This window comes from Mesorhizobium sp. M0195 (genome assembly GCF_040322115.1).
In the GTDB taxonomy this organism is placed as follows: domain Bacteria; phylum Pseudomonadota; class Alphaproteobacteria; order Rhizobiales; family Rhizobiaceae; genus Mesorhizobium.
Map to the genome: position 1 here is coordinate 1 of NZ_JAMYSV010000039.1, position 22,849 is coordinate 22,849.

Sequence of the window (22,849 nt, forward strand, 5' to 3'; positions counted from 1 at the left end):
CGACGGGCTCTGTTCGCGCGCATATGCCTGCGAAAGAGACCGGATATAATCTGGAGGATGGTAGTACGAGATATACTGAAGGGCGTCGGCCACGCTCCTTGTGATGTCGTCGCCGACGATATTCCGCGATCTATTTCCCACCGGATCTCATCCAAATGAGCCGAGGCCGTTGACCATTTTCAAGTTCTGGAAGCTCCGCACCCCCTGCTCGCCCCCTTCGTAGCCATAGCCGCTCTGTTTGATGCCTCCATACGGGGCATCTGCCGAAACCCCTTTCAGGTAGTTCACACTGACAGCGCCCGCCGAAAGACCACCGATCAGCGCCCGTTTAGCATTGGCGGCCCCGGTGAAGAAGTAGGCGGCCAAGCCATACTCAGTGGCGTTGGCTTCTTCGATCGCCTCCTCGATCGTGTCGAACGGCGCCACCGTGAGGATCGGTCCGAACGGCTCCTCATGAAGCACTTTCGCATCCTTTGGCACCCCTGTCAGGATGGTTGGCGGCCAGTAAAAACCGGGCTGGTCGAGGCGGGTGCCACCGGTATCGATACGGGCACCGCGATCGACCGCATCCTGGATCAGACGCTGCATGGCCTCGATCCGCCGCGCGTTTGCCATCGGTCCCATCTCCGTCGCCGGGTCGTCCGGAGGGCCGATCTTGACCTTGCGAGCGGCTTCCGTCATCCCGGACAGAAATTCCTCGTAGAGGTTGCGCGCGACGAGGATCCTGCTAGGCGCATTGCAGCTTTGACCCGCGCACTCGAACTTGTATTCCGAAATTGCCGGTATGGCCGTTGCCAAGTCGGCATCCTCGCATACAACGACCGGGGAGTGCCCACCGAGTTCGAGGATGCACCGTTGCAAGTTATTGGCGGCGAGCTTGGCGAGCTGTTTTCCAACCTCGGTAGAGCCCGTGAAGGTTAAGACCTTGACGATCGGCGAGTTGAGGAGATGCCGGGATATTTGCACCGGCACGCCAAAGACGAGATTGACCACGCCGTCCGGGATACCCGCTTGTCGCAAGGCTTCGACGAAGTGGACAGCCGCGCTTGGTGTCTCTTCAGCCGCTTTGAGGATCACAGGACAGCCTGCCGCCAGCGCTGGGGCAAGCTTGCGGGCGATAAGCACTGCGGGATAGTTCCACGGCGTGAAGGCAGCGACCACGCCGAGGGGCTCAGGGACGATCATTCGGTTTGGGCCATGTGGAATTGGGGCCGACAATTCTTCGGCGTGTTTGCCGTTCCACTCCAGCGTTTCGACTGCCCGTGCGTACTCACCTGTTGCTTCGGCAATCGTCTTGCCCTGTTCCCTCGACAAATCCTTGGCTGCGTCTTCAACCTTCGCTGCCAGAATCCTGGCGGCTGCTACGAGAATCTCGCCACGATCTTTTGCAGGCCGTGAGGACCAGGCCTTGCGGCTGCGCTCTGCCGAAGCGAGGGCCTCATCCAGATCCGGTGTCGTCGCCGAGGCCACCGAGGCAAATACCATCTCCGTCGCCGGATTGATTACCGGCAGAGTGGCTCCGCTACCACCGGCTCGCCATCTGCCGTTGATGAACAGCTGATAGCTCGTGGTGTTGGACATCGCATGCTCCGCCTTCGTGAATTTGCCAAGTACCGGAACGGCCGATATCCGAACCGTGTCTTGCTCCATTGCAATTTCATCGCGATAGTTGCATGCGGTCAAATATCGAATGTCGCCCAAAACCATCTCGAATCCAGATTGACACCACTCAAGCAACCGCGAAGAGCATGGCGCTAGGAGAATTTGGCTTGGGGATTCCCTAAGTCCGGTCTGGAATCGTGGCTGACCAGTGCCTGCCCTCGATCAATGTCCTGACGACCTTGGGGATCAGCTTGCGGACCGCAGAAACGGCTGGAGAACGCTCATCTTTCGAGTTGACGGCAAGCACAACGGAACGGGTGATCACTGGATCAATGATTTTAACCGTCCGGACTTGGCCTCGAGACGCCTCTTTCTGAATGGCTGACGGGGTAAGAATAGAATACGCTTTTCCTTCCATGACCATATTGATGATCGTAGAAAGGGAGTCGACTTCGAATCTTACGTCGAGCACACAACCGTGTTGCGCAACGACATCAGCCACCGAACGCCTGACATTGTTATTGCGCATCGGAACCGCCAGCGGAAACGCATGCAGGTCGGCGAGCGGTATCGAATCTTCGAAAGGCGGTTCACCCGGAGGCACCACCAGGCAAAACTCTTCGCGGGCCAGCACCGTCATTTGCCCTACGCTCTCCGCAGTGCGGTACAGGACTGCCAGATTGAAGCGGCCAGCAGCCATCCACTCCTCCAGCGGTCCAGTCATGCCCTCGATCATCTTAAGTGAGATCCTCGGCAATTCGCTTCTCATCGATTCAAGTAGGGGACCGCTAAGGACGCGAGCGGCTCCGGATGGAATGCCAATGGTCACCTCTCCGGAAGGAGCAGCCACCGAGTTTGTCAGTTCCGCCTCAGTGAGCTGAATTTCCTTCAGGATGTTCCGCGCGCGCTCAAGCAGCTTGTCTCCGGACGCCGTGACGCTGACACCGGTCCTGTCGCGAACGAGCAGCTGGGTGCCGAATCCTTCCTCCAGTTGACGCACATGCAGGCTTAGAGCGCTTTGAGCAACGTTGAGGCTGGCAGCTGCCTTCGTGAAACTGCCGGCTTCGACGACGCCGACAAAGTATCTTAACTGCCTGATGTCCACGATGACCAAATCCAACCAGGGCATGATCCCCAGTGCCTTCTTATCTATCTCGAAACGAGATGGCAGGCAAGACTAACCGTCGGGCCATATCTCGAAACCCGGCGCCTGTCCGGCCACTGATTAAACGCAGGTCAGTTACTGCTGGCGAGAGCCAGGATCTCGTGGGCGCGCCGAACTACTGGCGGATCAATCATCTTACCGCTCAACGAGAATGCAGACAGTCCACGCGTGGCGGCATCGTTTTCCGCAGCGACGACGCGACGGGCCCACTCGAGTTCCTCTGCGCTTGGCGAGAAGGCCTCATTGAATATGGCCACTTGTATCGGATGGATCGCCAAAGCTCCGGCAAAGCCAAGCCGCCGCGCATGCGCCGCGGCTTCACGAAGTTTATCAGTGTCCGAGAACTCGCCGATACTTCCTATGAAGCCCAGCGGGAGCAACCCGGCCGCGCGGGCGGCAAAAAGAACGGAAAGGTTCGGCGTCAAAAGAAGGTCGAATTCCGGGGCGCCGCCAACAGCGGCACTGAAGTCCTCAGGCCCAAGCGCCATTGCGATCATCCTTGGATGCGCCGACGCAATGGCCGCGAGCCTTTGCAAGGCGCCCGGGGTCTCGATCTGGGCAAGGAACCGGATGCGTCCCAGCGGAAGATTTCTTTCTTGTTCAAGTTCCGATACCGCATTCGCGATCTCTGATACCAACTCTGCCGAATCCGCCTTCGGAAGAACAAGTGCGTCAACACCAGCTATGACGGCTGCATCGAGATCGGTCGCCAAGGCGCGCAAACCACGATTAACGCGGACCAAAACCGATTTGCCCTTCCGGCCCACCTTTGCCACGGATTCAGGAAGCCGCCGCCGTGCCTCATCCTTCTGATCTTGTGGAACGGAGTCCTCGAGGTCGAGTATGACGCCGTCTGCCCCGCGCTCATGGGCCGCCTCCACAAAGCGCGGAACGTGAGCGGGAACGAAGAGCAGGGATCTCCAGCGGGGTACAGGCATCGGCCTTTCGACCGCCGGAACGGTGTTCTTGATCATGGAGTCGCCTCTGCGGTCGACGGCGTAGGCATTGAGCTTATTGGGCGGCCGATGTGCTGAGATGACCCGACGTGTGCACGCTTTCTATAAATCGCGAGCGCTCCCGCCTTATCGACAAGATGCGCGCTCACGCTGACGCGGCTCTTTCGCGCAAACGCCCTAAAACCTCTTCGCGGACAGCCTCAGTGTGGGTGCCAAGCGCCGGAACTGGGCGAAGTGAAGGGCGCTCGGAGTTAAAGATCGCCGCCGGCGCTATCGTCTCTACAGTTCCTTGAGGTGTGCCAACCTCAACCCTGCGAACGTGTGGATGTTTTGAAATATCCGCCACTTGGTTCAGTCGGCCGTATGCCAATCCGGCTGCCTCAAGCTCCCGCATCGCTTCATGGCAGGACAGTTCGGAAAAACGCAGTTCGATAATCTCATCAAGTTGCGCCCGATGACTAAGGCGCTCCATGTTGTCGGCAAAACCAGGTGCGCGTGTGAGCTCCGGCTTCTTCAGAAATTTCTCGCAGAAATATACCCATTCGCGGTCATTCTGAACCGAAAAAACGATGTCTTTCCCGTCGGAGCACCGATACGCGCCATATGGCGCTAGCGACGGGTGTTTCACGCCCGCGCGTACTGTGTGGTAGCCGCTATAGTCGTATTGCAGAACCGGCACGTTCATCCAGTCGGCGAGGGCATCGAACAGTGACACCTGAATACTTGCCCCTTCGCCGGCGACCTCTCGGTGATAGAGCGCCTGAAGAATGGCACTATGCGCCGTCATGCCCGCTGAGATGTCGCAAACCGAGACCCCTACACGCGCGGGCCCTTGTTGGTTGCCGGTGATCGCGCATAGACCTGTTTCAGCCTGGACGATGAGATCGTAAGCCTTCAAATGGGAATACGGCCCTGTCTCCCCGAAACCAGAGATGTCGCAGGTGATCAGCCGCGGAAAACGCCGACGGAGATCTGCAGACCCGAAGCCCAGTTTTTCTATGCTGCCCGGCTTTAAATTTTGGATGAAGACGTCAGCATTGGCAATGAGCGTGTCCAGGACGGCGCGGTCGGCTTCCGATCTCAGATCCAGACAGACAGACTCCTTACCCCGGTTGAGCCAGACGAAGTAAGCGCTTTGTCCTCGCACCAACTTATCGTAGTTACGGGCAAAATCCCCTTCGGGCCGCTCTATCTTGATCACGCGGGCGCCGGCGTCCGCAAGGCGCGACGATGCGTAAGGCGCAGCCACCGCCTGCTCCACGGCTACGACAGTGATACCCTCAAGAGAGTTCTGCATGCGACACCGTGCTTTTCATCCCAATTTTTTCGTCTTGAGCCGGACGACGGTTCAGCATCGCCAGCAACCGGTTTTGTTCATTCCCAACGATTGAGAATGCCTCGTCGACACCCATTCCAGGCTTTGCAAGCATCATGTCGGCCTGGGTTGCCACAGAAACGTGGACAGAAACTTGGGCGGAGAGATCTGTCTCGGTACAGCTTCCCCCGACATACGCTCCGACTTTGTTGGCTTTGCAAATGAGGACGGCACGAGCCGTGTCGGCTATTGAGCCGACATCGGGGGTCTTGATTTGAACGAGATGCGTGGCCTTCGCTTCGGCAAAGAGCCGGATATCCTCGAGCGTATTGCATCTCTCATCCACGACAATGCGCGCGTTAGAACCCCGGTTGTCCAATATCGATACGATCTTGGCGTAGTTCTCAATTTGAGCTTGCGTGGAACCAAAGTCCGCCGGGGATTCGATGTTGAGCGTAAAATCCGGGACGGTGCCGGCAACCTTGCATATAAAGTCGGCGATGGTTTTCGGTTCCAGGCCGATTTCCTGGCCGATCCAGCCATACACATCGAAATGCAGCACCGGCTGATATCCTGGACGGCCGATTTCGCGCGTGCGCGCAGCAACCCACTTCACAAACTCCAGAAAGGTCTGCCCGTCTAAGCCGAATTTCTGCCGCGAGTTGATCAGACCGTGGGGGAGCACATCCACCGCTTTCAGGATCATCTTGTCGACGTTGATTTCCCGAGTATCACCGCTCTGGCAGTAGATTGGGACCCTACGCTTTGGCAGCGGTAAGTTAAATTCACTGCATACGATCTCCGCCATCGTCTTGCGCTGAAGATGGGCGGCTGCGCGAAGAAGCGCTTGGCTGACACCATACTCAACAGCCAGAGGTAAACGCTGATGTCCAAGTGCTTCCAAAACCTTCGTGCAAGAATCACGAAACCGAGAGGCATCGATATCAAGAAGCCGCGGTGCGACAACGCGTGACGTTAAATCTGAGATTTGATTGGTGTCGAATAGAGGATCGCGTCCACCGGCACCAGAGTACTGGACGTTCATCATGTCGCCCCAAACAACGATGTCGTCGGTGAGGGCGAGCCCGACGCTGAGCGAAGATGCTGGAATGCGAATCGACTTGAATCCAGGCGTTACTGGCGCACCAACATAGGTGAAGCCGTCCTGGGTTGCGCCATCCCTGATTGCCGCCTGGTCGTCATAGAAAAATGCGCCGTTGCCAGGCGCGAGCAGGACATCTTTGATCTGCACTTCACTTCGCTCGATTTTTTGCGGACTGCGTTGACGGGGCGCTTGCAGTTCGTTCACTGCCTGCCAAGTATGCGCCACTTGGTGTTGAGTTCACCAATATAATGTTCCGGACGGTGTCATCGTGTTTTGAGATGGCCCGTACCTGCCCAAGGAAACTCCGTCGCCCGAGTTGGGTGCGTCAAGTTCTTGTGTGGATGCCAGCCGTTTTGCAAGGAAGAACCTGAAGCATTGGACGTGTGATCGAGTGCGGTCATGTGTCAGGCCTTGTTTGCGGCCATTCCATATGCCGCGGGCCGGTATGGTGATGCGCGGATCAGGTCCAAATCAGCAAAGCGAGCTTGCGTGGGCTCTCAACTTGACTCTGGTTTTCCTGACCCCGATCTGATCGATCATTTGCCTATGCAGTTCATGCCTTCCTCACATCCCCGACGTCCCGGTCTCAGGTGCGTTGTTGCAAATCACGCAGGCACCGTCGCCGGATCTCGGTAGTCCTCCTGTTTCGTCAGCATGGCCCAGATGCCACGCGCCATCTTGTTGGCCAGCGCGATTGCGACCAGCATGCGCGGTTTCTTCAACATCAAGCGGGCAAGCCAGGAACCGTCGGGCGCGCGCCTCCGAGATGCCCATCGAACCACGGCCATTGCGCCGATGATGAGCAACCGCCGAATATCGCGCTGGCCCATCTTCGATACCTTCCCTAATCGTTGCTTTCCGCCGCTCGACTTCTGCCGAGGGACCAGCCCGAGCCAGGCGGCGAAATCGCGACCGCACTTGAAGGCTTCCATCGGTGGCGCAAAGGTTTCAATGGCAAGGGCAGCGATAGGGCCGACACCGGGCATGGTTTGCAAGCGCCGAGATGTTGCAGCTTGCTTGGACAGCGTAAGCGATATTTCAAACCACACGGTTTATTTCAGGACGCGTTTCAAAGCCCGATGCATTTTGGCACAAACCCGCCTCTTCGATGCGGCAGACATCCTAAATATGACAAATCTCGTCGAGACCAATTTAGAAGATCGCCTGGACAGAACGAGGTAGCTGAATTCAGACTGTATCCGATTAAGTTTGGTCGCTTGAGGAGGTTTGCCTGCCGGCGAGTGCGGTGTCTCGCTCCCGCACTGTGGAGGCACACGCCATTCTGGAGTATCTACAGAAGCTTCGAAGCTACTTGGCACACGAATTGCTGTTGAGAACGTGGTTGGACTGATCCGACTGCAGCCCAACTTGGCTTAAAGCGGGGTGTGGACCATCCGCATTGACCCTAACCTCTGAAGAGAGGCGCCAACTCGGAGTCGTCGGGGACGCGATCGAAGCTGCCCCCTGTACCCAAGGAGAGCACCACCATGCCCGCCGTCCAATTCAACCGGTCGACGACAACAAGCTTTAGATACGTCCCTATAACGTCCGTACCGACCCATTCTGCCAGAAAACCTGAGCTACGCACGCACATTGGCAACACGTTAAAGGAGAAAATGTCGATGGCATGCTCGAATTCATGGACACCGCTACCTGGCCGCGCGTCCGATCCGAATGAAGTCGGCTGGATGCGCAGTGGCGTCGCCGCCCGCGAACACGCATCACTTTCGAGAGCGACCACTTTCTCAATTTCCGCGGACGCGCGAACGTTTGCCGACTGTCAACGTGTGGCGCGGGCGGGGCGGGCCCATGCGATGCGCGGCGAATGGAATAGCAATCAGCCGATCCCTGCATCCGTTACAGCGGATGTGCAAAATTGGCGGCGGCTCCTCCAAGTTCAGGGGCTAGGAGACGCAGGGCTACGGACATCGCAGCCACTAGTGGGTGACGCACGATGAACAGGGCGCATTTTTTTGGGCCGAGGCATGCACGCCAGCTTCTCTATGGGGCGTCGACGGCGGAGATGGTCGTGGCGCATGTCTCACCGATAGCGGGCAATTTTGGAAATAGTCAATGGCGGTTGCAAACCAGAAAGAAAATCAAGTGCGCCACAAGAATCTCATAGGTATTCTCGGGGGTATGGGCCCAGCCGCAACATTAGATTTCATGTCAAAGATCATAGCTGCAACGCCTGCCACAATAGATCAGGATCATATTCCACTTATTGTTCACGACGTTCCGCAGATACCAGATCGGTCATCGGCCATTCAGAATGGTCGAGACGATCCTTTCCTGCCGATGCTTTCAGGCGTTCGCTTCCTTGACGCGGCTGGTGTCGAATTCATCGCGATTCCATGCAATACGGCCCACTATTGGCACGATCGATTGGACCGGGGGTGTCGGGCGACGATACTTCATATCTCCCAGGCGGTGCTTCACGAGCTCCTAGCGATGCCGACCAGGCCACGCTCGATCGCAATCATGGCGACGCGCAGGACAATCTCCGCAGACATCTACGCTACAGAATTGCTTAAGGCGGTCGATCGCGTAGTCGTTCCAGACGAGAAGACGCAACGTCTCATCGACCATTCAATCACATCTGTCAAAGGGGGCACGATGGCTCCCGCCCGCGAGGCAGCGGGCGCCGCGGCGAGGCTGCTGGTCCAGCAGGGAGCGGAGTGCTTGCTTTTGGCATGTACCGAACTTCCTGTCGCTCTTCAGGGCTTGAGGTCCGGACAACGACGCTCGATGCGACCGATGCGCTGGCCCGAGCTTGCGTTGAGGCGTCCATGGGCGAGTACCAAATCGCGATGGCGGGGTAAAAATGGATATTCAAGACGATGGCCTTGACTCAAGCGGTCCGACCGATGCGGCTTGGGAGCCGATGATGCCGTCGGCATCTGCCAGCCGCGCAAGTCGGGTGATCGACAGATGGGCATTCGGCTTGAGCCTCATCGTTTGGCGGGGCAAACCGCCTCTGAATCGGAAGCCGTATATGCCCCGTTCTGTTTCTGCTGGTTCGCCTCAGCGAGGCGGCGATCATTATCTGGCCGCATACTGCCACGTGCTCACTGAATTGCCCCAGCGCGCAGCCGACGCCGAGAATCTGCTGCCCTTCAACTTCGGCGCACGCGCGCACCATAACACCAGCTGACGCGCGAACCTCATCTTCAATGCGACAATCCAGACCCGCCCGATGGCATCATAGCGCCTCCGACCCGCGACGCTCGTCACGGCGTTTACCGAATTGCGCTTACCCTTCTCCTCACCCCGTCTGGTCGAGGAGATGTTACCGTAGCGCGGCGTTGCCGTTTCCAATGAGACGATATGGCGCGTGCCGTCGATCGGGACAGCTATGGGCTCAACGAGATCGTCCAGCTCCGCTGCAATGCCAAGATCATCTGCGTCATGTAGTGGGCTTGGCGGGGCAGCCTCCGCCCTGAGTTCGATGCGGCGAGCCAAATGCTGCCATGGCTGCGGCGCGGCGATCAGGATGAGATTCGTATTGCCTCACCGTGGAATACTCCCGACCGACATTGTCCGTTGCCTCATCATAACGTTCCCCACGACCGGAATCCGGATCAATTCGTCATCGGCTCGATTGCCGGCTCGAACTGCATCGCGCCGAACACCATTGCGTGCGCCTTTTCCTTTCGCCAGATCTTCAAGCGGCGCTGCAAAGTGCGCAGCAACTGATCGGGAAATTGCCCCGGACACTCCGCCTTCAGACGCTCCAGCAATTCGCGGCTCGTCCGCCAGGGCTCTTCGTCAAACCACGCTTGCAGTTCTTTGGCGACGAGGGCGAAGGGATCCGGTCGCCGACGGCCCCGTTTTTGCTCGGCTTGGCTTGCGCGGTTGGGCGGATTTCACCCTCCTTCCAAGCCGTCCGCAGGCCCGACAGGAACCGGTCGAGAGACGGATCGGCCGCGACAACCGATGGCGTGCCGGACCTGTCGGCGATGTCGACGAGGCGCTGCTGCGCCATCCGCATCTTGCTCAGCAACCGGACAGGGTCCAGCCGCATATGTTTGCGCGAGTGCGGCGCGAACCGGTTCCGGCGTCCGCGGATCCGCCAGCAATCGTTGGCAGGGCGTCGCCGGGCGATGATAACGCTTGCGCACGCGGGCGCCGTCCCGCTCCTTTGCGGCCAGCTTGAAGGAGGGCTGGAAGAAGTTCACGAACAGCCGCACCGTCGCATAGAGCTGCGCCAGGGCTGCGGCGGCTTCAAGCCCCTCCAGCCGACGATGCGGCGCACCACGGCACCGTTCTTTTGCTCGACAAAAGCCTGATCATTCTTAAATCGCGCACCGTCTCGTTCAGGAACACGCTGTCATTGTCGGTGTCGAAGGCGAGAAGGTCGAACGGCAGCAGCCGCCGCAATTCCGTCAGCACCTCGCTCAGCAGCTTCTGCTCGCGGACCAGCAACGGCGCGCATTCCGTCGATCCGCTCGCAACGTCGGTGATAACCAGCGTCTGCACAAAGCTGCCGCTCGTCACTGGGCCGCTGTGCGCCACCAGGTCGGCCTCCACAAAGCCGGGCGGTGGATCCTGCCAGTCGGAGAAGGTGCTCCGCCGCAGCCCCGAGCATGCCGCGGGCAGGCGCCGCTTGCGGGCAACTGCGGTCTCGCGGACCGCGCGCAGCGCACAGTCGATCGTTGCCGCACTCATCGCCAAAAGCCGCGTCCGATTTCCGGCGCAAGCTGAAGATGGCCGACGCTCCATCGCCTCGACCAGGATCGGCACCAACGTTTCAGCCGCTTCCCGCAGATCCGGTCCGAGGCCTCCCACAACACGATCAGCGCTTCACCAACCGCATCGTCATAAAGCCGCCGCTCCGGCCGCGGCCCCGAACGACCCACCTGCGGTCCGTTGCGCAATAGGCGCATCGCATGCTTGCGGTGAAAGCCGCTCACCGCCACGAACTCATCGAGAATGCGCGACTTCCCTGCCCGCTCGCTTCGGGCGTAGCGCTCTGTTACCGCGCTCACCAGCTCATCCCGCGTCGCCATGCTGACCTGCCTCATCTGATTTGCTCCTGCCACACGAATGCGGGGAGCAAATCAGATGAGGCAACGGCTTAACATCCAGGAACAATTCAGGCGAGCCAATGCGCGCTCGCAGCTTCATTGTCGCGCCGCATCAGAAGCCCTTGCAATCGCAGCGGCAGGCATATCCTCGATCTTAGTCATGGTAGGGGCTCCTCACCGAGTGGTGACGTCGAACATCACCAACCTGCCATGGCCGCCTCACTCCCGTGAGCGATTTTGCAGAACTTCCCGCACACTACCCGGTCACGTGAGTCGAGATGTTTGTGCAATTTGATCTCCTTGCCGCAATTCGCCGGTAGGAACAGGAACGCGAGAATAACCTGCGTCTGGCGTCCTAACAAAGCTAAAAGACGACTTATCCAGTTTGCTATGAATCCAATCACGAGACGGCTGATGCGCACTAACTGTCGCCAAGCTTGGTTAACCCGAGTTGGAGCGTGTGGAACCAGTGTCACACACGGCGGTCGAAAAGATGATGGAGAGGCGATCCGGCCTGATCGTCCTATGGAAGAAGGTTGGAAGGCTGGTCAATGGCTGTGCGTGACGGCGGCCATGGGGGGCGGTTCAGGCGAACAGTACGCTCAATCTAGGCCAATTTTCCGGCCGCCGGGTTGAAGGCTGCATTCTCTCCTTCACGCCGACTTACAGGGGCCAACTCATATCTCAGGAGGAACAGTATGACCATGTCTTCGAAGCTCGCTGGCGCGCAGCAGGCGTCCGCGCAGCAGATGTCAACGATCTTCGGCTTCGATCTTCATGGCGAAGCCGTGGGGCCGTACAAGATCGGCCAGCTGGAATCGTTCTATGTGACCTTGCGCGACGGTGTTAAGATCGCCTTGGATGTCGTCCGTCCGCTGGGTGACGGCCCTCACACCAAGCGAGACACTGTTCTGTTGATGACACGCTACTGGCGTGGCCAGAAGGGATCTCCGGACACGTACGCGGGCGTCGCCGAACGGTTCGTGCCGCACGGATATGCCGTTGTCGTTGGAGATGTTCGCGGCACCGGTGCATCGTTTGGCGTGTGGCGTCATCACTATTCGCGCGCCGAAACATTGGACTTCAGCGACGTGTTCGACTGGATCGCCGCGCAGCCCTGGTCCACGGGCGGTGTGGTCGGCACCGGCCATTCCTATCCCGGCGCCACCGCGATGTGGATGGCCGAGCGAAATCATCCGGCGCTGAGGGGCGTCATAGCGAGCGGCGTCGAACTCTGTCCATACGAAGAAAACTACCATCCCGCTGGAATCACCAACGCCGCTCAAGGAGAAGTGTGGGGCAATAGGGTCAAATTATTGGACCGCAATGTGTTCTCTCGCACGGACCAAGGGGCCGGCACGATCACCATCACGCCCTCGCCGGGCGTGCGTCCCGTTGGGCCGGATGGCGAGGCGGACCTCCAAGCGGCCCTGCGCGATCACGAGGCGGCCCCGTCGGAATGGGAAGGCCAACGACTGGTGACGTTCAAGGACGATCGTCCCCCAACCTGGGGTGGAGAGTCCTGGCTCAATTCTAGCACCATGTATGTCATGGACCGGATCTCTCGCTCAGGTACCCCAATACAAAACTGGATTGGCTGGTTTGATGGTGGCCTGGCTCAAGGAGCCGTTCGTCGCTTCGTGGGACTGTCAAATCCGCAGTGCCAGATCATCGGCCCGTGGGGGCATTCCCTCGCCGATAAACCCTACGATCCGCTTCGTGCCGCGGATGAGGTCATCCTTCCAACGATGCCGACCCTGGAAGCGGATCAACTCCGCTTTGCGGAGTTGTGCTTCAATGGCCAGGCTGCCCGCGAACAACGCAAGGTCCTCCATTACTATACGCTCGGGGAGGGCTGGAAAAAGACCCGCTCGTGGCCGCTGCCGGGCGCCACCCGCCGACGGTGGTACATGGCAAGTGGCTCCCGGCTCAGCGCATCGCCCGACCGGGCGGGCTTCGATTGGCTTCAGGTTGACCGTGCCCTGGGAACTCAGACCTCGCAGTGGTGGAACCGCCCCGATGTGGATTTTGGAGATCGGCGAAAGTTCGTCGACGGTCGCCTCGCCTACATAAGCGAGCCGTTGACACGCGACCTCGAGATCACCGGAGACCCTGTCGTCCACCTGAACACCACCTCGACCCGCGAGGACGCTGCCTTTTTCGTGTACCTCGACGGCGTAAAGCCGGACGGGGAGCCCTATTATCTCACGCGCGGCCAGCTGCGCGCCGTGCACCGGAAGGTGTGGACCGACTCACCATTCAGCGCGCTCGGACCCCAGCATAGCTACCTGCGCCGCGATGCCGAACCGCTCACGCCGGGCGAGCCTGCCATTCTGACCTTCACCTTGCTCCCGATCTCCGCCCGTCTACCGGCGGGTCACCGCCTGAGGGTGGTTCTCGCCGGCAGCGACGTGCCGACCTTTGCCAGCGTGCCCGCGGACGGCGAGCCGCCCTTCCTCAAATTTCATCGTGGCCCGGCCGGTTGCTACATCGACCTGCCGATCATTGAGCCCTAAGCAGAGAGCCGAATCTGGTCGACATTCAAGACAGACTCGTCGGACGTGAACACGATGAACTGGCTAATCGCAGCGCCTCACATGTCGGCAGATTTGTATGACTGGGGGGAACGCACCGTTAGAAATTTCCTGGAGAATCTGGAACGCGGGGTTACAGGAAAGCCACTGGAGAATGTGGTAGATAAGGCCGCGAGGTTCAGTTGAAGGCGGGTTCTGCGAAGGTAACGTAGCCGCGGGCGGGTCCAGGGCGCGAAGGGAGGCGCAAAGCATGGCGTTTAACTGTGATATCCCTGCTATTCCTAGCCAGGGACGACGACATGGCACGCATCACACGATGGGATTTTGCGGCGGGTGCGGCGACCGGTTGGCACATTCACGGGTGGCCCTATTTCGTCGTTCTGCTAACCGACGCTGTTCTTCACATCTATGACGGGGAGAAGGTGAGCGACGTGCCTATCTCCGCCGGTCACAGCTACATGCGTCCTCGACGTGATGAATGGCGGCGACAAGCCGATCGCATTCGTCGAGACCGAAGGGAAGCGCCCTAATCGGCGAAATAGGGGAGGCGCAAAGAATTTGCCACTGCTCCTTGGGCTTCTACTTCGTCAACCTGCCTTCGCGCGTGGCAACCATCTGCGCGTCGCAGAAGAACGCACCGTCCAACCCAGCATAGTTGATCCTTTTGCCACGCACGAGATCGGCTGCGAGCTGAGGCGATGTCGCAATGAGCATTGCGATCCACTTGGCCGGGTGGCGCGAGACCTCTGTCAGGGCGGCATCAAAGCGATCAGACGGCATGGCCTGCCCCCCGAAGCGTTGCTGCGCTGCACGCTGCTCAAACAATATCGGCAGTTGAGCTACCAGGAGTTGGCGTTCCACCTTGAGGGCTCCCGCCTCGTTTCGCGCCTTTCCCGCCTGCCATCGTGGAGCCCACGGCCAGAGGCGGGCCCGCAAGATCCAGTTCTGGACGATAGAGTTTCCGGCATGTGTCACGACGGCGGGCTGGGGCGCCATCGGGGATTGATCATGCCGAACTCGGACGTGTGCCCGACGAAACCGTCGCCATTCGACCTCCGGTTGCGCCTTCAGCCGTGTCCGGTTCGAGGCGTCTGTGTTCGGAACCTGACGCACTGACGCGCAAGTATTCCGCGTCGGGTGCGAAACACATGGTTTCGCCCACTTACTCGTACAACCTCTTCGTTGGCTCGCCGATTGCATGGGGTACCGGTGGAGGATCCGTTCGTTACGAATATTGCGGTCTGGCGGTCTCCGACCGAGGAGGTCCATATGAAACTTGCTCAAACGATGCAACTCAATGCGATAGACACTGCACTGTCGAGTGCTGTCCCGCCAATCGAAGTTTTGCCGGGTTCGGCGCGGGTGCCGCTGTCATTCCCGCAGCAGCGGCTTTCGCGCCCTACATCGATGGACATTACCGTTGCCCGCGGTTGCTTCGCTCGGCACGATCAAAGCCGGCGAGCAGCGGCGCGAGCATCGTTCCTGCACGATTCCGCCGGCTCCCGCGACGCTGGACCGCCCGCAGGAATACGGCGCGCTTAGTCGGGGGAATATTGGCTGGCTTCGTCAGATTGCGTCCGTTCCGGTCCTCGCCCTGTGTTTGGCCCGCGAGCGAAGCGGTCTGGCGCGTTCACGACAGTGGTGGCGGCTTCGGTCGTCGTGACTTTGACGAGCTTGCCAAGTGCGTTGAACCTTCTCCTGCGTTTCCCAGAACTGTGTCGGTGCAGGCCGGCAGCATATGTAAGAGATATCGCGATCTCCGCCTGCGGCAGGAGCAAACCCGCTCGCCGGTTGGCCGGCCGAACCGGTGGGCGCGCGGGGTCCAGACGAGCTGTTCCCATTAGCAACCAAATGCAAGCGAATGAACGTGACAGCAGGCAAACATAAAAGGAGTAGCTCATGCGGGTAGCTATCGTGACGAACAGTGATTTTACGGGCGTGATCAACCGGTTCGGTCTCCCTTGTCCGCAGCCGCCCCAGCCTTGGCCGCAGACAGGGAAAATCGAAAGGGTGGTGGCGGCACTGCAAGAGGGCGGCCACGAGACGCTACTGTGTGAAGGCGATAAAGGACTGCTCACTACGCTCGAGCGATTCATGCCACCCGATCCGCAAGCCCGCCCTTCCGGAATCGTCTTCAACCTGGCGGAGGGAATTCAGGGCGAGTCCCGTTACACCCACGTTCCGGCCATGCTTGAGATGGCCGGTGTTCCATACACCGGATGTGGCCCGCTCGGGTTTGGGCGGACGAGCGACAAGGTCATCACCAAGACGCTCATGCGGGACGTCGGTCTGCCGACGCCGAACTTTCGCGTGATGCGTCGCGGCAACGAGAGTATCGGCAACCTGCGATTCCCAGTCGTAGTGAAGCCACCTCACGAAGACTGCAGCCTCGGATTGCAGCTCGTACATGAACCGGCTAAGTTGAGACAGGCCGTGGAAGAGAACGTCGCGCAGTATGCGCAGGATGCGCTCGTGGAAGAATACATCGAGGGGCGGGAAATCTGCGTTGCGTTGCTTGGAAACGGAGAGCTTGAGGTGTTGCCTATGGTGGAGCAGGATTTCGGCGACCGCGAAACGCGTCTTATGACTTGGGATGCGAAATTCGTGGCGGCCGCGGCGGTGCCGAAGATTTGCCCGGCGCAAATCGAGAGCGGGCTGGCGACGGTGCTGCGGGATATTTCGATAGCGACCTTCCGTGCCTGCCGCTGCCGGGACTATGCCCGCGTCGACTTCCGTATCGCTAGCTCCGGCCAGCCCTTTGTCCTGGAGATCAACTCGATGCCGGGGCTCAGTATGAGTTCCGGTTTTGTCATAGCCGCGATGACTGCGGGACACAGCTACTCGAGCTTGATCCATCGCATCCTTGATGTCGCCCACACGCGGTACTTCGGAATCGGCATCCCCTAGTCTCTCATGTTCCCTGTCAATGCTGAAGGCGAGAGGGAACAACTGCCTTGCGCGCAAAGCAGTCGGCTTGGCTGGAACTGCACAGGGCCGGGGGTGGAGCTCAGAGACGACGGTTGATCAGACTCTCATCCGCGGGTTGGATACCGCGTTCCGTGTCTTCGTCTCGGGGCTTTCCTCGGTCTAGAGGGCGCGCGTCGGGCGGATTGGCTCGGCCACATAACTCTTATGACCGGAATGATGGATGACCTTTTTCGCCCTATGCCTTTTGCCACAGGTTCTGTTTGCCATTGATGAGGGCAGCGCGGAGACGGGATGGGGTCTTGAGACGACGGTTGATCCAGCTCTTATCCGCGGGTTGGTTACCGCACTTCCGTAATCCGTCCTGGGCTATCCCTGTCTAGCCCGTCTATTCACGAGCGGCCTGGTTCCTTGCCGCTTAGCGTTCGGTCATGAAGGTGTGAGGCGTCTTTTTCACCGCAGCTGAGACTGGACTTTGGAACGCGCTGGAGGGTCAAGGTATCGGGTTCGGCGGGGCTTTGATGCCCCGGCGCTCATGGCCCTGCGGGCTGCAGCGTGATGGCGATCGCTCGGAACAGACTTGCTTCGGGACAGGCGGCGGCGAAAGCCAGACGGATGCGCGAGACGGTTTCGGTGACGCGGGCGCCGAGCTTGAGAAGCCTGAGCCGCAGTGTAGCGAACTCGGCGTTGCACAGATGCTGGGTCGTGGGCACCGCCTCGCGCTGGGTGAGCATCAACCAGTATGCGGGGGTGTGCAGGACGAGACGGACCTGGTTGGCAATCGGTGAGCGGCAGCTGGTGCGGTCGGAGGCGAGCTGGCTCTTGTGCATCTTGATCAGGTTTTCGGCCTGGCCGCGGGCGCAGTAGGATCACATCGTGGACATGCTCGGCGGAGCCTTTGTCGAGATTGGTGACAACGAAGCGGATGTCGAGGCCGAGGGTGGTTGCCTCTTTGCGGGCGCAGGCGCGGCGTTCCGTCTTCTAGGATTTCGCCTTGTATCGGGTCTCGGCATAGCCGCGCAGCACCGGCTTCTGCTCGAGCGCGCGGCGAGTGCGGATATCGTCGGCGGCTTCATCAACCAGACGCTGGAGAACCTTGTTTCCGGGCAATCCGAAGAGGTAGTCGATTGTCCTCCCACCATGCCATGACTTGCGCCCGGCCATAGTGGCCATCGCCGCGGATCAGAATGCGGGTGGTCGGCCAGCGGGCGCGGATGCGCCCGACAACATGCTGCGCGCCAGCCGCACCAGTTCGTGGTTCATATTGAGTTCTGATCCAGGCGCGCGGGGAACAGATCCTGTTCCCCGGTCTCGCGCCGCTCGCGTGGTTTACCCATCGCAGCGCTCCGATTCACCATCACAAAGCAGTGATGGAGTTGTCTTGTCTTATGATTTTCTGTCCAGGGGGATGTGGAGCAAACCCTTGAAATGACGTAGGATTTGTTTGCTTAGACCGATCCGCGCCATGTCCCGGAGACCACACCCGCCAAGAATGACCCTACGCTGCGGCTGACGCGTTTGTCATCTATTCGCAGCAAGTCTGTCGTCGCCGCCGAGCGTCTGGCGCGCTGCATCGACGATCCGCGCTGTTCGGACCAGATCGTCCCCAGCTTGGCCGACATGATCGGCTTTCGCATGAAGATGATCGCCGCCGGCTACGAGGATGGCAATGACGCCAACCGGCTATGGGCCCAGGATGCGCTGCCGTCGGGTCGGGATTCGGCCTCATCGACGATGTGCCGGCTGGAGAACCTCCCCGGCGTGCGGGAGCTGGTCGCCATGGGGCGGGCGATGGTCGACCTCTATTGCGCCTCCTTCCAGCAGGTGCCGAAGCGGATCGTGCTCGACATTGACGACACCTTTGATGCCTGCATGGCGACTAGCAATTGCGCCTGTTCAACGCTCATTACGACGAATACGGCTTCCAGCCGATCGTGGTGTTCGATGGCGATGGCCGGTTCGTCGGTGCGGTTCTTCGGCCGGCAAGCGGCCGAGCGGGGCTGAGATCCGCCCCACCTCCGCCGCCTGGTGCGGGCGATCCGGAGCAACTGGCCGAACACCCGGATCCTGATCCGGGCCGACAGCCACTATTGTAGTCCACCGGTCATCGACTGGTGCCGCGCCAACGATGTCGACTTCATCCTCGGCCTGGCGCCCACCACGACGCTGCGCGAGCATGTCGCGGAGCTGGAGGCCAGCACGACGGCGCGCTTCGAAGCGTCGGCCAAGACGGGCAAGGTCCGCAGGTTCAAGGAGTTCGTTGACGGCGCCGCCACTTGGAGCCGCGTGGAGCGCATCATCGCGCGGGTCGAGGTCGGCGCCCAAGGTGGCGATACCCGCTTCGTCGTCACCAACCTTGCCGGTGGGAAGGCCAAGGCGCTCTACGAGGATGTCTACTGCCAGCGCGGCGCGGCCGAGAATCACATCAAGTCGTGGAAGACGCAATCTTGCCGCCGACCGCACATCCTGCACCAAAGCGACGACCAACCAGTTCCGGCTATTCCTGCATGCCGGCGGCTATTGCTCATGTGGGGCCTGCGCGCCGCGATGCCGAAACGCTCGAGCTTTGCCGTCGCCCAATTCGACACGCTGCGATTGCGCCTCATCAAAATCGCCGCGCGGGTGGTCGAGATGAAAATAGATCCGCCTGCACCTGCCGACATCCTGCCCGGACCAGCGCATCCTGCGCCTCGTCCTCAGTCGCATCCCGCAACTCGCGACATAAACAATGGGGCGCAGACGTCCCGAAATAAACCCGCTGACCGCAACCTGCAAACCCCGCCTGCCATCACGACAGATCACCGCCGGCGCCTGACGAGGTTGCCAAAAAGCACCGCAACGGCGGCCAGATCGCCGCTTCAGGCCGCCAAAAGCTCATCGCCGTGCATCAAGGCGGCTAGCTCATCGTCGGGGGATGCACGTTCAGAGCAGGTCACCGACTACAAGCTGGTTCGGCGGTAAACTGAGATATGACTTTTGGACTCATCGGTGAACGCACCTCTCGCCCAATCTCCCCAACGCTCCGCTAGCTCCAGCCCAACGCATTCAGCCATGGTATCGAGCTCCTGGTGATAAACGTAACGAACGCGTTGTCGAAAACGTCTGACCGATGTACCAGAAAACCAGAGGGAGGTTGAAACCAAGTTCTGGTTTAGTGGATCGTGGATTTCCCCAGTCACGATTGTAATCTCGTGGTCCAAGAGCGTAGTAGTGGTTTTCTTGCCGCTGACGAAGCCATCCAAGGCCGGCACACGAACTTCTATCACCAAAACCCCATCTTCATCTAGTGCCTGCGCGGCAGATCGGAGGCAAGCTATTTGCTGTTCGCGCCTAAAGAGCAGCGTGAACGTGCCATAAACACAATAGACAAGATGGTAGCGTTGCTCTGAGCCGAAATCGGAAATGTCCCCCTTCCAAGCCTTAATCAGATCACCATGCTCGGCGAGAAGTTTCAACATGCTTTCCGAATTGTCGATACCTTCGACCTTGACGCCGCGCTCGCTCAACGGTACGGCCACCCGGCCGTTCCCAATACCAAGTTCAAGAGCACTCCTTCCGCTGGAAAACCGCTCAAGAAAGGCGGCAGTTTCGTCTGCCTCAGCGACTTTACCTACCATGCTGGTATATTTTTCATAGACCGAAGCCAAATTCTCGTCATAGTGAAACTCGTCAGACACTTGATTCTCCTGCGCATGGTTAGACATCTTCTTTACCTACTCTCGCCAGTTCAATCTTATTTATTTTAGACATTCATTGAATTGCTGTGTTTTTCACATTTGCCATTTAAATGATGATAAACTTCCTCAAAGCAATAAAACAACAACTATAGTTTATATCTTCTCAAGCTGTATTTTAAATCTCCGATCGTCATATTAGCGCATCATTTCAACCAACTTAATAATTATAGTATAGGCAGAGATATTCTTATGGGCATGTGTTACTTCGTCATCCACCTTTACGTCCTTGATTGCCACAATACTGGCCCACGTACCTGGAATCTTCGTCACTCCAAACTGTTTGTGCATTTTGGTTCAAAGAGTGATTCACTGGCGAGGTAAAACGAAAAACATCGTAGCGCTCCATTGGATCAATTTTTCGATTTCTATGGTTATCTCGCGGAGTACTATTCCAATAGTGCAGGTAAGATTTAGATGTTTTGTTGCCACATCATCAAATTCACACGTTGGAGCGAGCTCATACATCTCCAATCCCGATAGGAATATTGGCAAATACATCACGACCCTTTCGGGGAACATTCTTGACATACAGAGCATTGCTGCGATCAAAGACCCTGTCGACTATCGTGTGTACCTTCTCAATGCTGAGCGTTTCCATTCAGGGGCAATCATTGAGTTCTCGGCGTCATTCACAAGGCAACGCTGAGTTCAAGGAGGTCGACGGCGGGTATTTCGCACGCTCGCCTACGAGGCTCACTGTCCTCGCCGCAAAGCTCTTCATCCGCGGAGCTACCATTTAGGCTTCGGCCAAATCGCGCGTCTATAGGCCGACATTCCAAGAGTTCATTTCACACCTTGTTCTTTGAGAGCTAACATAGATTGTTCTCAAGCTCGTTATACCTACCAACATAAGTAGGTGACGTTAGCTGTCACCTTGTAACTCAACATTTGCCGAGTCCGTCAGCTTGGCAAAGACGATCCCGACTGCTCCTCCAGGCTACAATCCCCATAGCGCCAGATCGTCCCGCGGCTTCGTTCAATCCGGCTTGCGATGAGGTCCGACAACCAGTCCCCCCGCTCCGTCGAGCATGCGGACCTCACAGAAGCCTTGAATGGGGATTTGTTTGTCAAGCCATTTGGGCTGCCTTCCGTTTCAACCAGCCCCGCCTGATTTGAGAGGATCCGAGGGGAGCCCGCCATCGCACGCAACACATGCGCCGCGACCTTGTATTCGGTGGGATCCGTGCTGACCATGAAGCATCCATTCGCTTCGGCGGCAAGGCTCCGAGGCGGCGGGCCCATTCTCCAGAAGGCATCGAAGCTAGGGGTCTGTTCGGGTCACCACCACCTCGGATCATCGACGGCCAGTCAGGGAAAGCCGACCGGACGCTGAACTGCTTGTTTGGATCCCTCCCAGCCTGCTCAGGCCGGCTGCCGCAGCACGACGTCGGCCGGGATGTCGCCAATCGTGACCATGCGCCACAACGCGATGAGCAGCTTGCGGGCGAGTGCTACGAACTTTTTCGCCTTGCGCGAACCGCTCGGGCCATCTGTTCGCCCCCGGGACCATTGGGCGAGCGCGCTGTCGTTCTGGAACCGCAGGAAGCGCCAGGCGAACTGGATCAGCCCCGCGGCGCACTCCGGCGTTACCGGCCTTCGCCAAGCCCTTCTCCCACCGTTTGGAACCGCTCTCGTCAGGCACGCCAGTGAGCCCCGCATAGCGGACAACCGCCCGGCGATCCTGCAGGTTGCGGGATAGCACCTCCTGCACCAGCATGTCGGCGGTCTCGACGCCGATGTCGATGACGCTGGCAATCAGACGCACCATCGCATGTGGCTCCGTCACCGGCGCCTGTTCTAGACGCGAGAGGCGTGCCTCCTCGATCGCCTTGATCTGCTCGCGGATCATGGCCGGGCCGGGTCATATCGCGCCGGAGCTCGCCAACCGTGTTTGGTGGCAGCGGCACACCATCCGGTGTCCGCAGCGCGTCAAGGCATTTCACCGCTCTGCGCACTTTGGGGTTGAAGCCGCGGATCCCGAGCCACGCCAGGATCGCCTTGACGCGGTTGATGATCCGCGTGCGCTCGCCCACCAGACTTTCTCGCTCACGGCTAGGACGTCTGGCCTCTTCTTCCTCGAGCGTGGGGATCGCAACCATCCTGCAATGCCCGCGCTCGCCGCGCAGCCAGCCCAGGAACACGCGCATGAGCATCGCCGTGTCCAACCGGTCGGTCTTCGCACGCCGATGCTCACCCGATACCGCAACGCTGGTCGAATGGATGGCGTGCACCTCGATGTCGCGCGCCCCAGCCAGAACCCGTCGCGTCCCGCCTCAAAGGCCAGCGCGATCCGCTCGATCGTCCTGCCGGCCTTGACGGCTTCCTCGCGCCAACGTTCCATCAGGCTCAGCAGCGCGGCTGGATCCGGGTGTCAATGCCGCTCGAATTTTCCCCAAAGGTGCCGAAGTAAAATTCCCCAGTTTCGCCGCTTAGACTGTCGCGGAGGGGTGTCCATTTTTCGGTGGCCGGCCGCGCGGCCGCGA

The 22,849-nt window shown here is 59.2% G+C and carries 15 protein-coding genes and 4 pseudogenes; 9 read left to right on the forward strand and 10 right to left on the reverse strand.

The window, feature by feature from the left end:
• Nucleotides 1–147: 147 nt before the first annotated feature.
• The 6 genes and pseudogenes from NKJ12_RS30655 to NKJ12_RS30680 form a co-directional block, all read right to left on the reverse strand.
• The gene (locus tag NKJ12_RS30655) at nt 148–1,581 is read right to left on the reverse strand and encodes an NAD-dependent succinate-semialdehyde dehydrogenase (RefSeq protein WP_352707326.1); all 1,434 of its coding nucleotides are present in this window, start codon (nt 1,579–1,581) and stop codon (nt 148–150) included.
• A gap of 199 nt (nt 1,582–1,780) precedes the next feature.
• Complete coding sequence (locus NKJ12_RS30660; RefSeq protein ID WP_352707328.1) at nt 1,781–2,707, reverse strand: LysR family transcriptional regulator; 927 nt, start codon at nt 2,705–2,707, stop codon at nt 1,781–1,783.
• Nucleotides 2,708–2,838: 131 nt separating this feature from the next.
• Complete coding sequence (locus tag NKJ12_RS30665) at nt 2,839–3,741, reverse strand: HpcH/HpaI aldolase/citrate lyase family protein (RefSeq protein ID WP_352707312.1); 903 nt, start codon at nt 3,739–3,741, stop codon at nt 2,839–2,841.
• Between the two features lie 127 nt (nt 3,742–3,868).
• On the reverse strand, nt 3,869–5,020 hold the full coding sequence (locus NKJ12_RS30670; RefSeq protein WP_352707315.1) for a CaiB/BaiF CoA transferase family protein: 1,152 nt from the start codon (nt 5,018–5,020) through the stop codon (nt 3,869–3,871).
• Nucleotides 5,004–6,290: a methylaspartate ammonia-lyase gene (locus NKJ12_RS30675; protein WP_352707330.1), complete on the reverse strand. Its 1,287-nt coding sequence runs from the start codon at nt 6,288–6,290 to the stop codon at nt 5,004–5,006. The genes NKJ12_RS30670 and NKJ12_RS30675 overlap by 17 nt, the downstream gene beginning before the upstream one ends.
• Nucleotides 6,291–6,748: 458 nt before the next feature.
• Nucleotides 6,749–7,141 (reverse strand): annotated as a pseudogene (locus NKJ12_RS30680) (transposase); the annotation flags it as partial.
• Nucleotides 7,142–8,309: 1,168 nt separating this feature from the next.
• Here NKJ12_RS30680 and NKJ12_RS30685 point away from each other — a divergent pair.
• The 3 genes from NKJ12_RS30685 (at nt 8,310) to NKJ12_RS30695 (ending at nt 9,839) form a co-directional block, all read left to right on the forward strand.
• Complete coding sequence (locus NKJ12_RS30685; protein ID WP_352707333.1) at nt 8,310–8,993, forward strand: aspartate/glutamate racemase family protein; 684 nt, start codon at nt 8,310–8,312, stop codon at nt 8,991–8,993.
• Nucleotides 8,968–9,297 carry a hypothetical protein gene (locus NKJ12_RS30690; RefSeq protein ID WP_352707317.1) on the forward strand — a complete coding sequence of 110 codons (330 nt, stop codon included), beginning with the start codon at nt 8,968–8,970 and terminating at the stop codon, nt 9,295–9,297. Before NKJ12_RS30685 ends, NKJ12_RS30690 begins: the two co-directional genes overlap by 26 nt.
• Before the next feature lie 308 nt (nt 9,298–9,605).
• A complete protein-coding gene (locus tag NKJ12_RS30695) occupies nt 9,606–9,839 on the forward strand; it encodes a hypothetical protein (protein WP_352707335.1) in 234 nt (77 codons plus the stop codon).
• On the opposite strand, the pseudogene NKJ12_RS30700 reads toward NKJ12_RS30695, so the two are convergent.
• A pseudogene (locus NKJ12_RS30700) lies at nt 9,725–11,167 on the reverse strand (transposase). The gene NKJ12_RS30695 and the pseudogene NKJ12_RS30700 sit on opposite strands and share 115 nt — an antisense overlap.
• 701 nt (nt 11,168–11,868) lie before the next feature.
• On the opposite strand from NKJ12_RS30700, the gene NKJ12_RS30705 reads away from it, so the two are divergent.
• From NKJ12_RS30705 to NKJ12_RS30715, 3 genes and pseudogenes are all read left to right on the forward strand, one after another.
• Nucleotides 11,869–13,686 (forward strand): CocE/NonD family hydrolase, encoded by a 1,818-nt coding sequence (locus NKJ12_RS30705; RefSeq protein WP_352707319.1) that lies wholly within the window; start codon nt 11,869–11,871, stop codon nt 13,684–13,686.
• Nucleotides 13,687–14,319: 633 nt separating this feature from the next.
• Nucleotides 14,320–14,622: pseudogene (locus NKJ12_RS30710) on the forward strand (ISNCY family transposase); the annotation flags it as partial.
• 981 nt (nt 14,623–15,603) lie between these two features.
• The gene (locus NKJ12_RS30715; RefSeq protein ID WP_352707321.1) at nt 15,604–16,611 is read left to right on the forward strand and encodes a D-alanine--D-alanine ligase family protein; all 1,008 of its coding nucleotides are present in this window, start codon (nt 15,604–15,606) and stop codon (nt 16,609–16,611) included.
• 551 nt (nt 16,612–17,162) lie between these two features.
• Here the strand turns inward: NKJ12_RS30715 and NKJ12_RS30720 are convergent.
• A pseudogene (locus NKJ12_RS30720) lies at nt 17,163–17,863 on the reverse strand (transposase); the annotation flags it as partial.
• Between the two features lie 284 nt (nt 17,864–18,147).
• Between NKJ12_RS30720 and NKJ12_RS32390 the strand changes: the two are divergent.
• Genes NKJ12_RS32390 through NKJ12_RS30725 form a run of 3 tightly spaced genes read left to right on the forward strand, consistent with a single transcriptional unit; the run spans nt 18,148 to nt 19,590 of the window.
• Nucleotides 18,148–18,633, forward strand: coding sequence for a transposase (locus NKJ12_RS32390; RefSeq protein WP_502905757.1), 486 nt, complete (start codon nt 18,148–18,150; stop codon nt 18,631–18,633).
• Complete coding sequence (locus NKJ12_RS32395) at nt 18,561–18,725, forward strand: hypothetical protein (RefSeq protein WP_502905759.1); 165 nt, start codon at nt 18,561–18,563, stop codon at nt 18,723–18,725. The genes NKJ12_RS32390 and NKJ12_RS32395 overlap by 73 nt, the downstream gene beginning before the upstream one ends.
• Nucleotides 18,658–19,590, forward strand: a complete 933-nt coding sequence (locus tag NKJ12_RS30725; RefSeq protein ID WP_502905758.1) for a transposase — start codon at nt 18,658–18,660, stop codon at nt 19,588–19,590. The genes NKJ12_RS32395 and NKJ12_RS30725 overlap by 68 nt, the downstream gene beginning before the upstream one ends.
• Here the strand turns inward: NKJ12_RS30725 and NKJ12_RS30730 are convergent.
• Together NKJ12_RS30730 and NKJ12_RS30735 are read right to left on the reverse strand one after the other, a co-directional pair.
• Nucleotides 19,569–20,306 carry a class I SAM-dependent DNA methyltransferase gene (locus tag NKJ12_RS30730; RefSeq protein WP_352707322.1) on the reverse strand — a complete coding sequence of 246 codons (738 nt, stop codon included), beginning with the start codon at nt 20,304–20,306 and terminating at the stop codon, nt 19,569–19,571. The two genes, NKJ12_RS30725 and NKJ12_RS30730, sit on opposite strands and share 22 nt — an antisense overlap.
• Nucleotides 20,307–21,660: 1,354 nt before the next feature.
• Nucleotides 21,661–22,215, reverse strand: a complete 555-nt coding sequence (locus NKJ12_RS30735; RefSeq protein ID WP_352707324.1) for a transposase — start codon at nt 22,213–22,215, stop codon at nt 21,661–21,663.
• Nucleotides 22,216–22,849 lie beyond the last annotated feature (634 nt).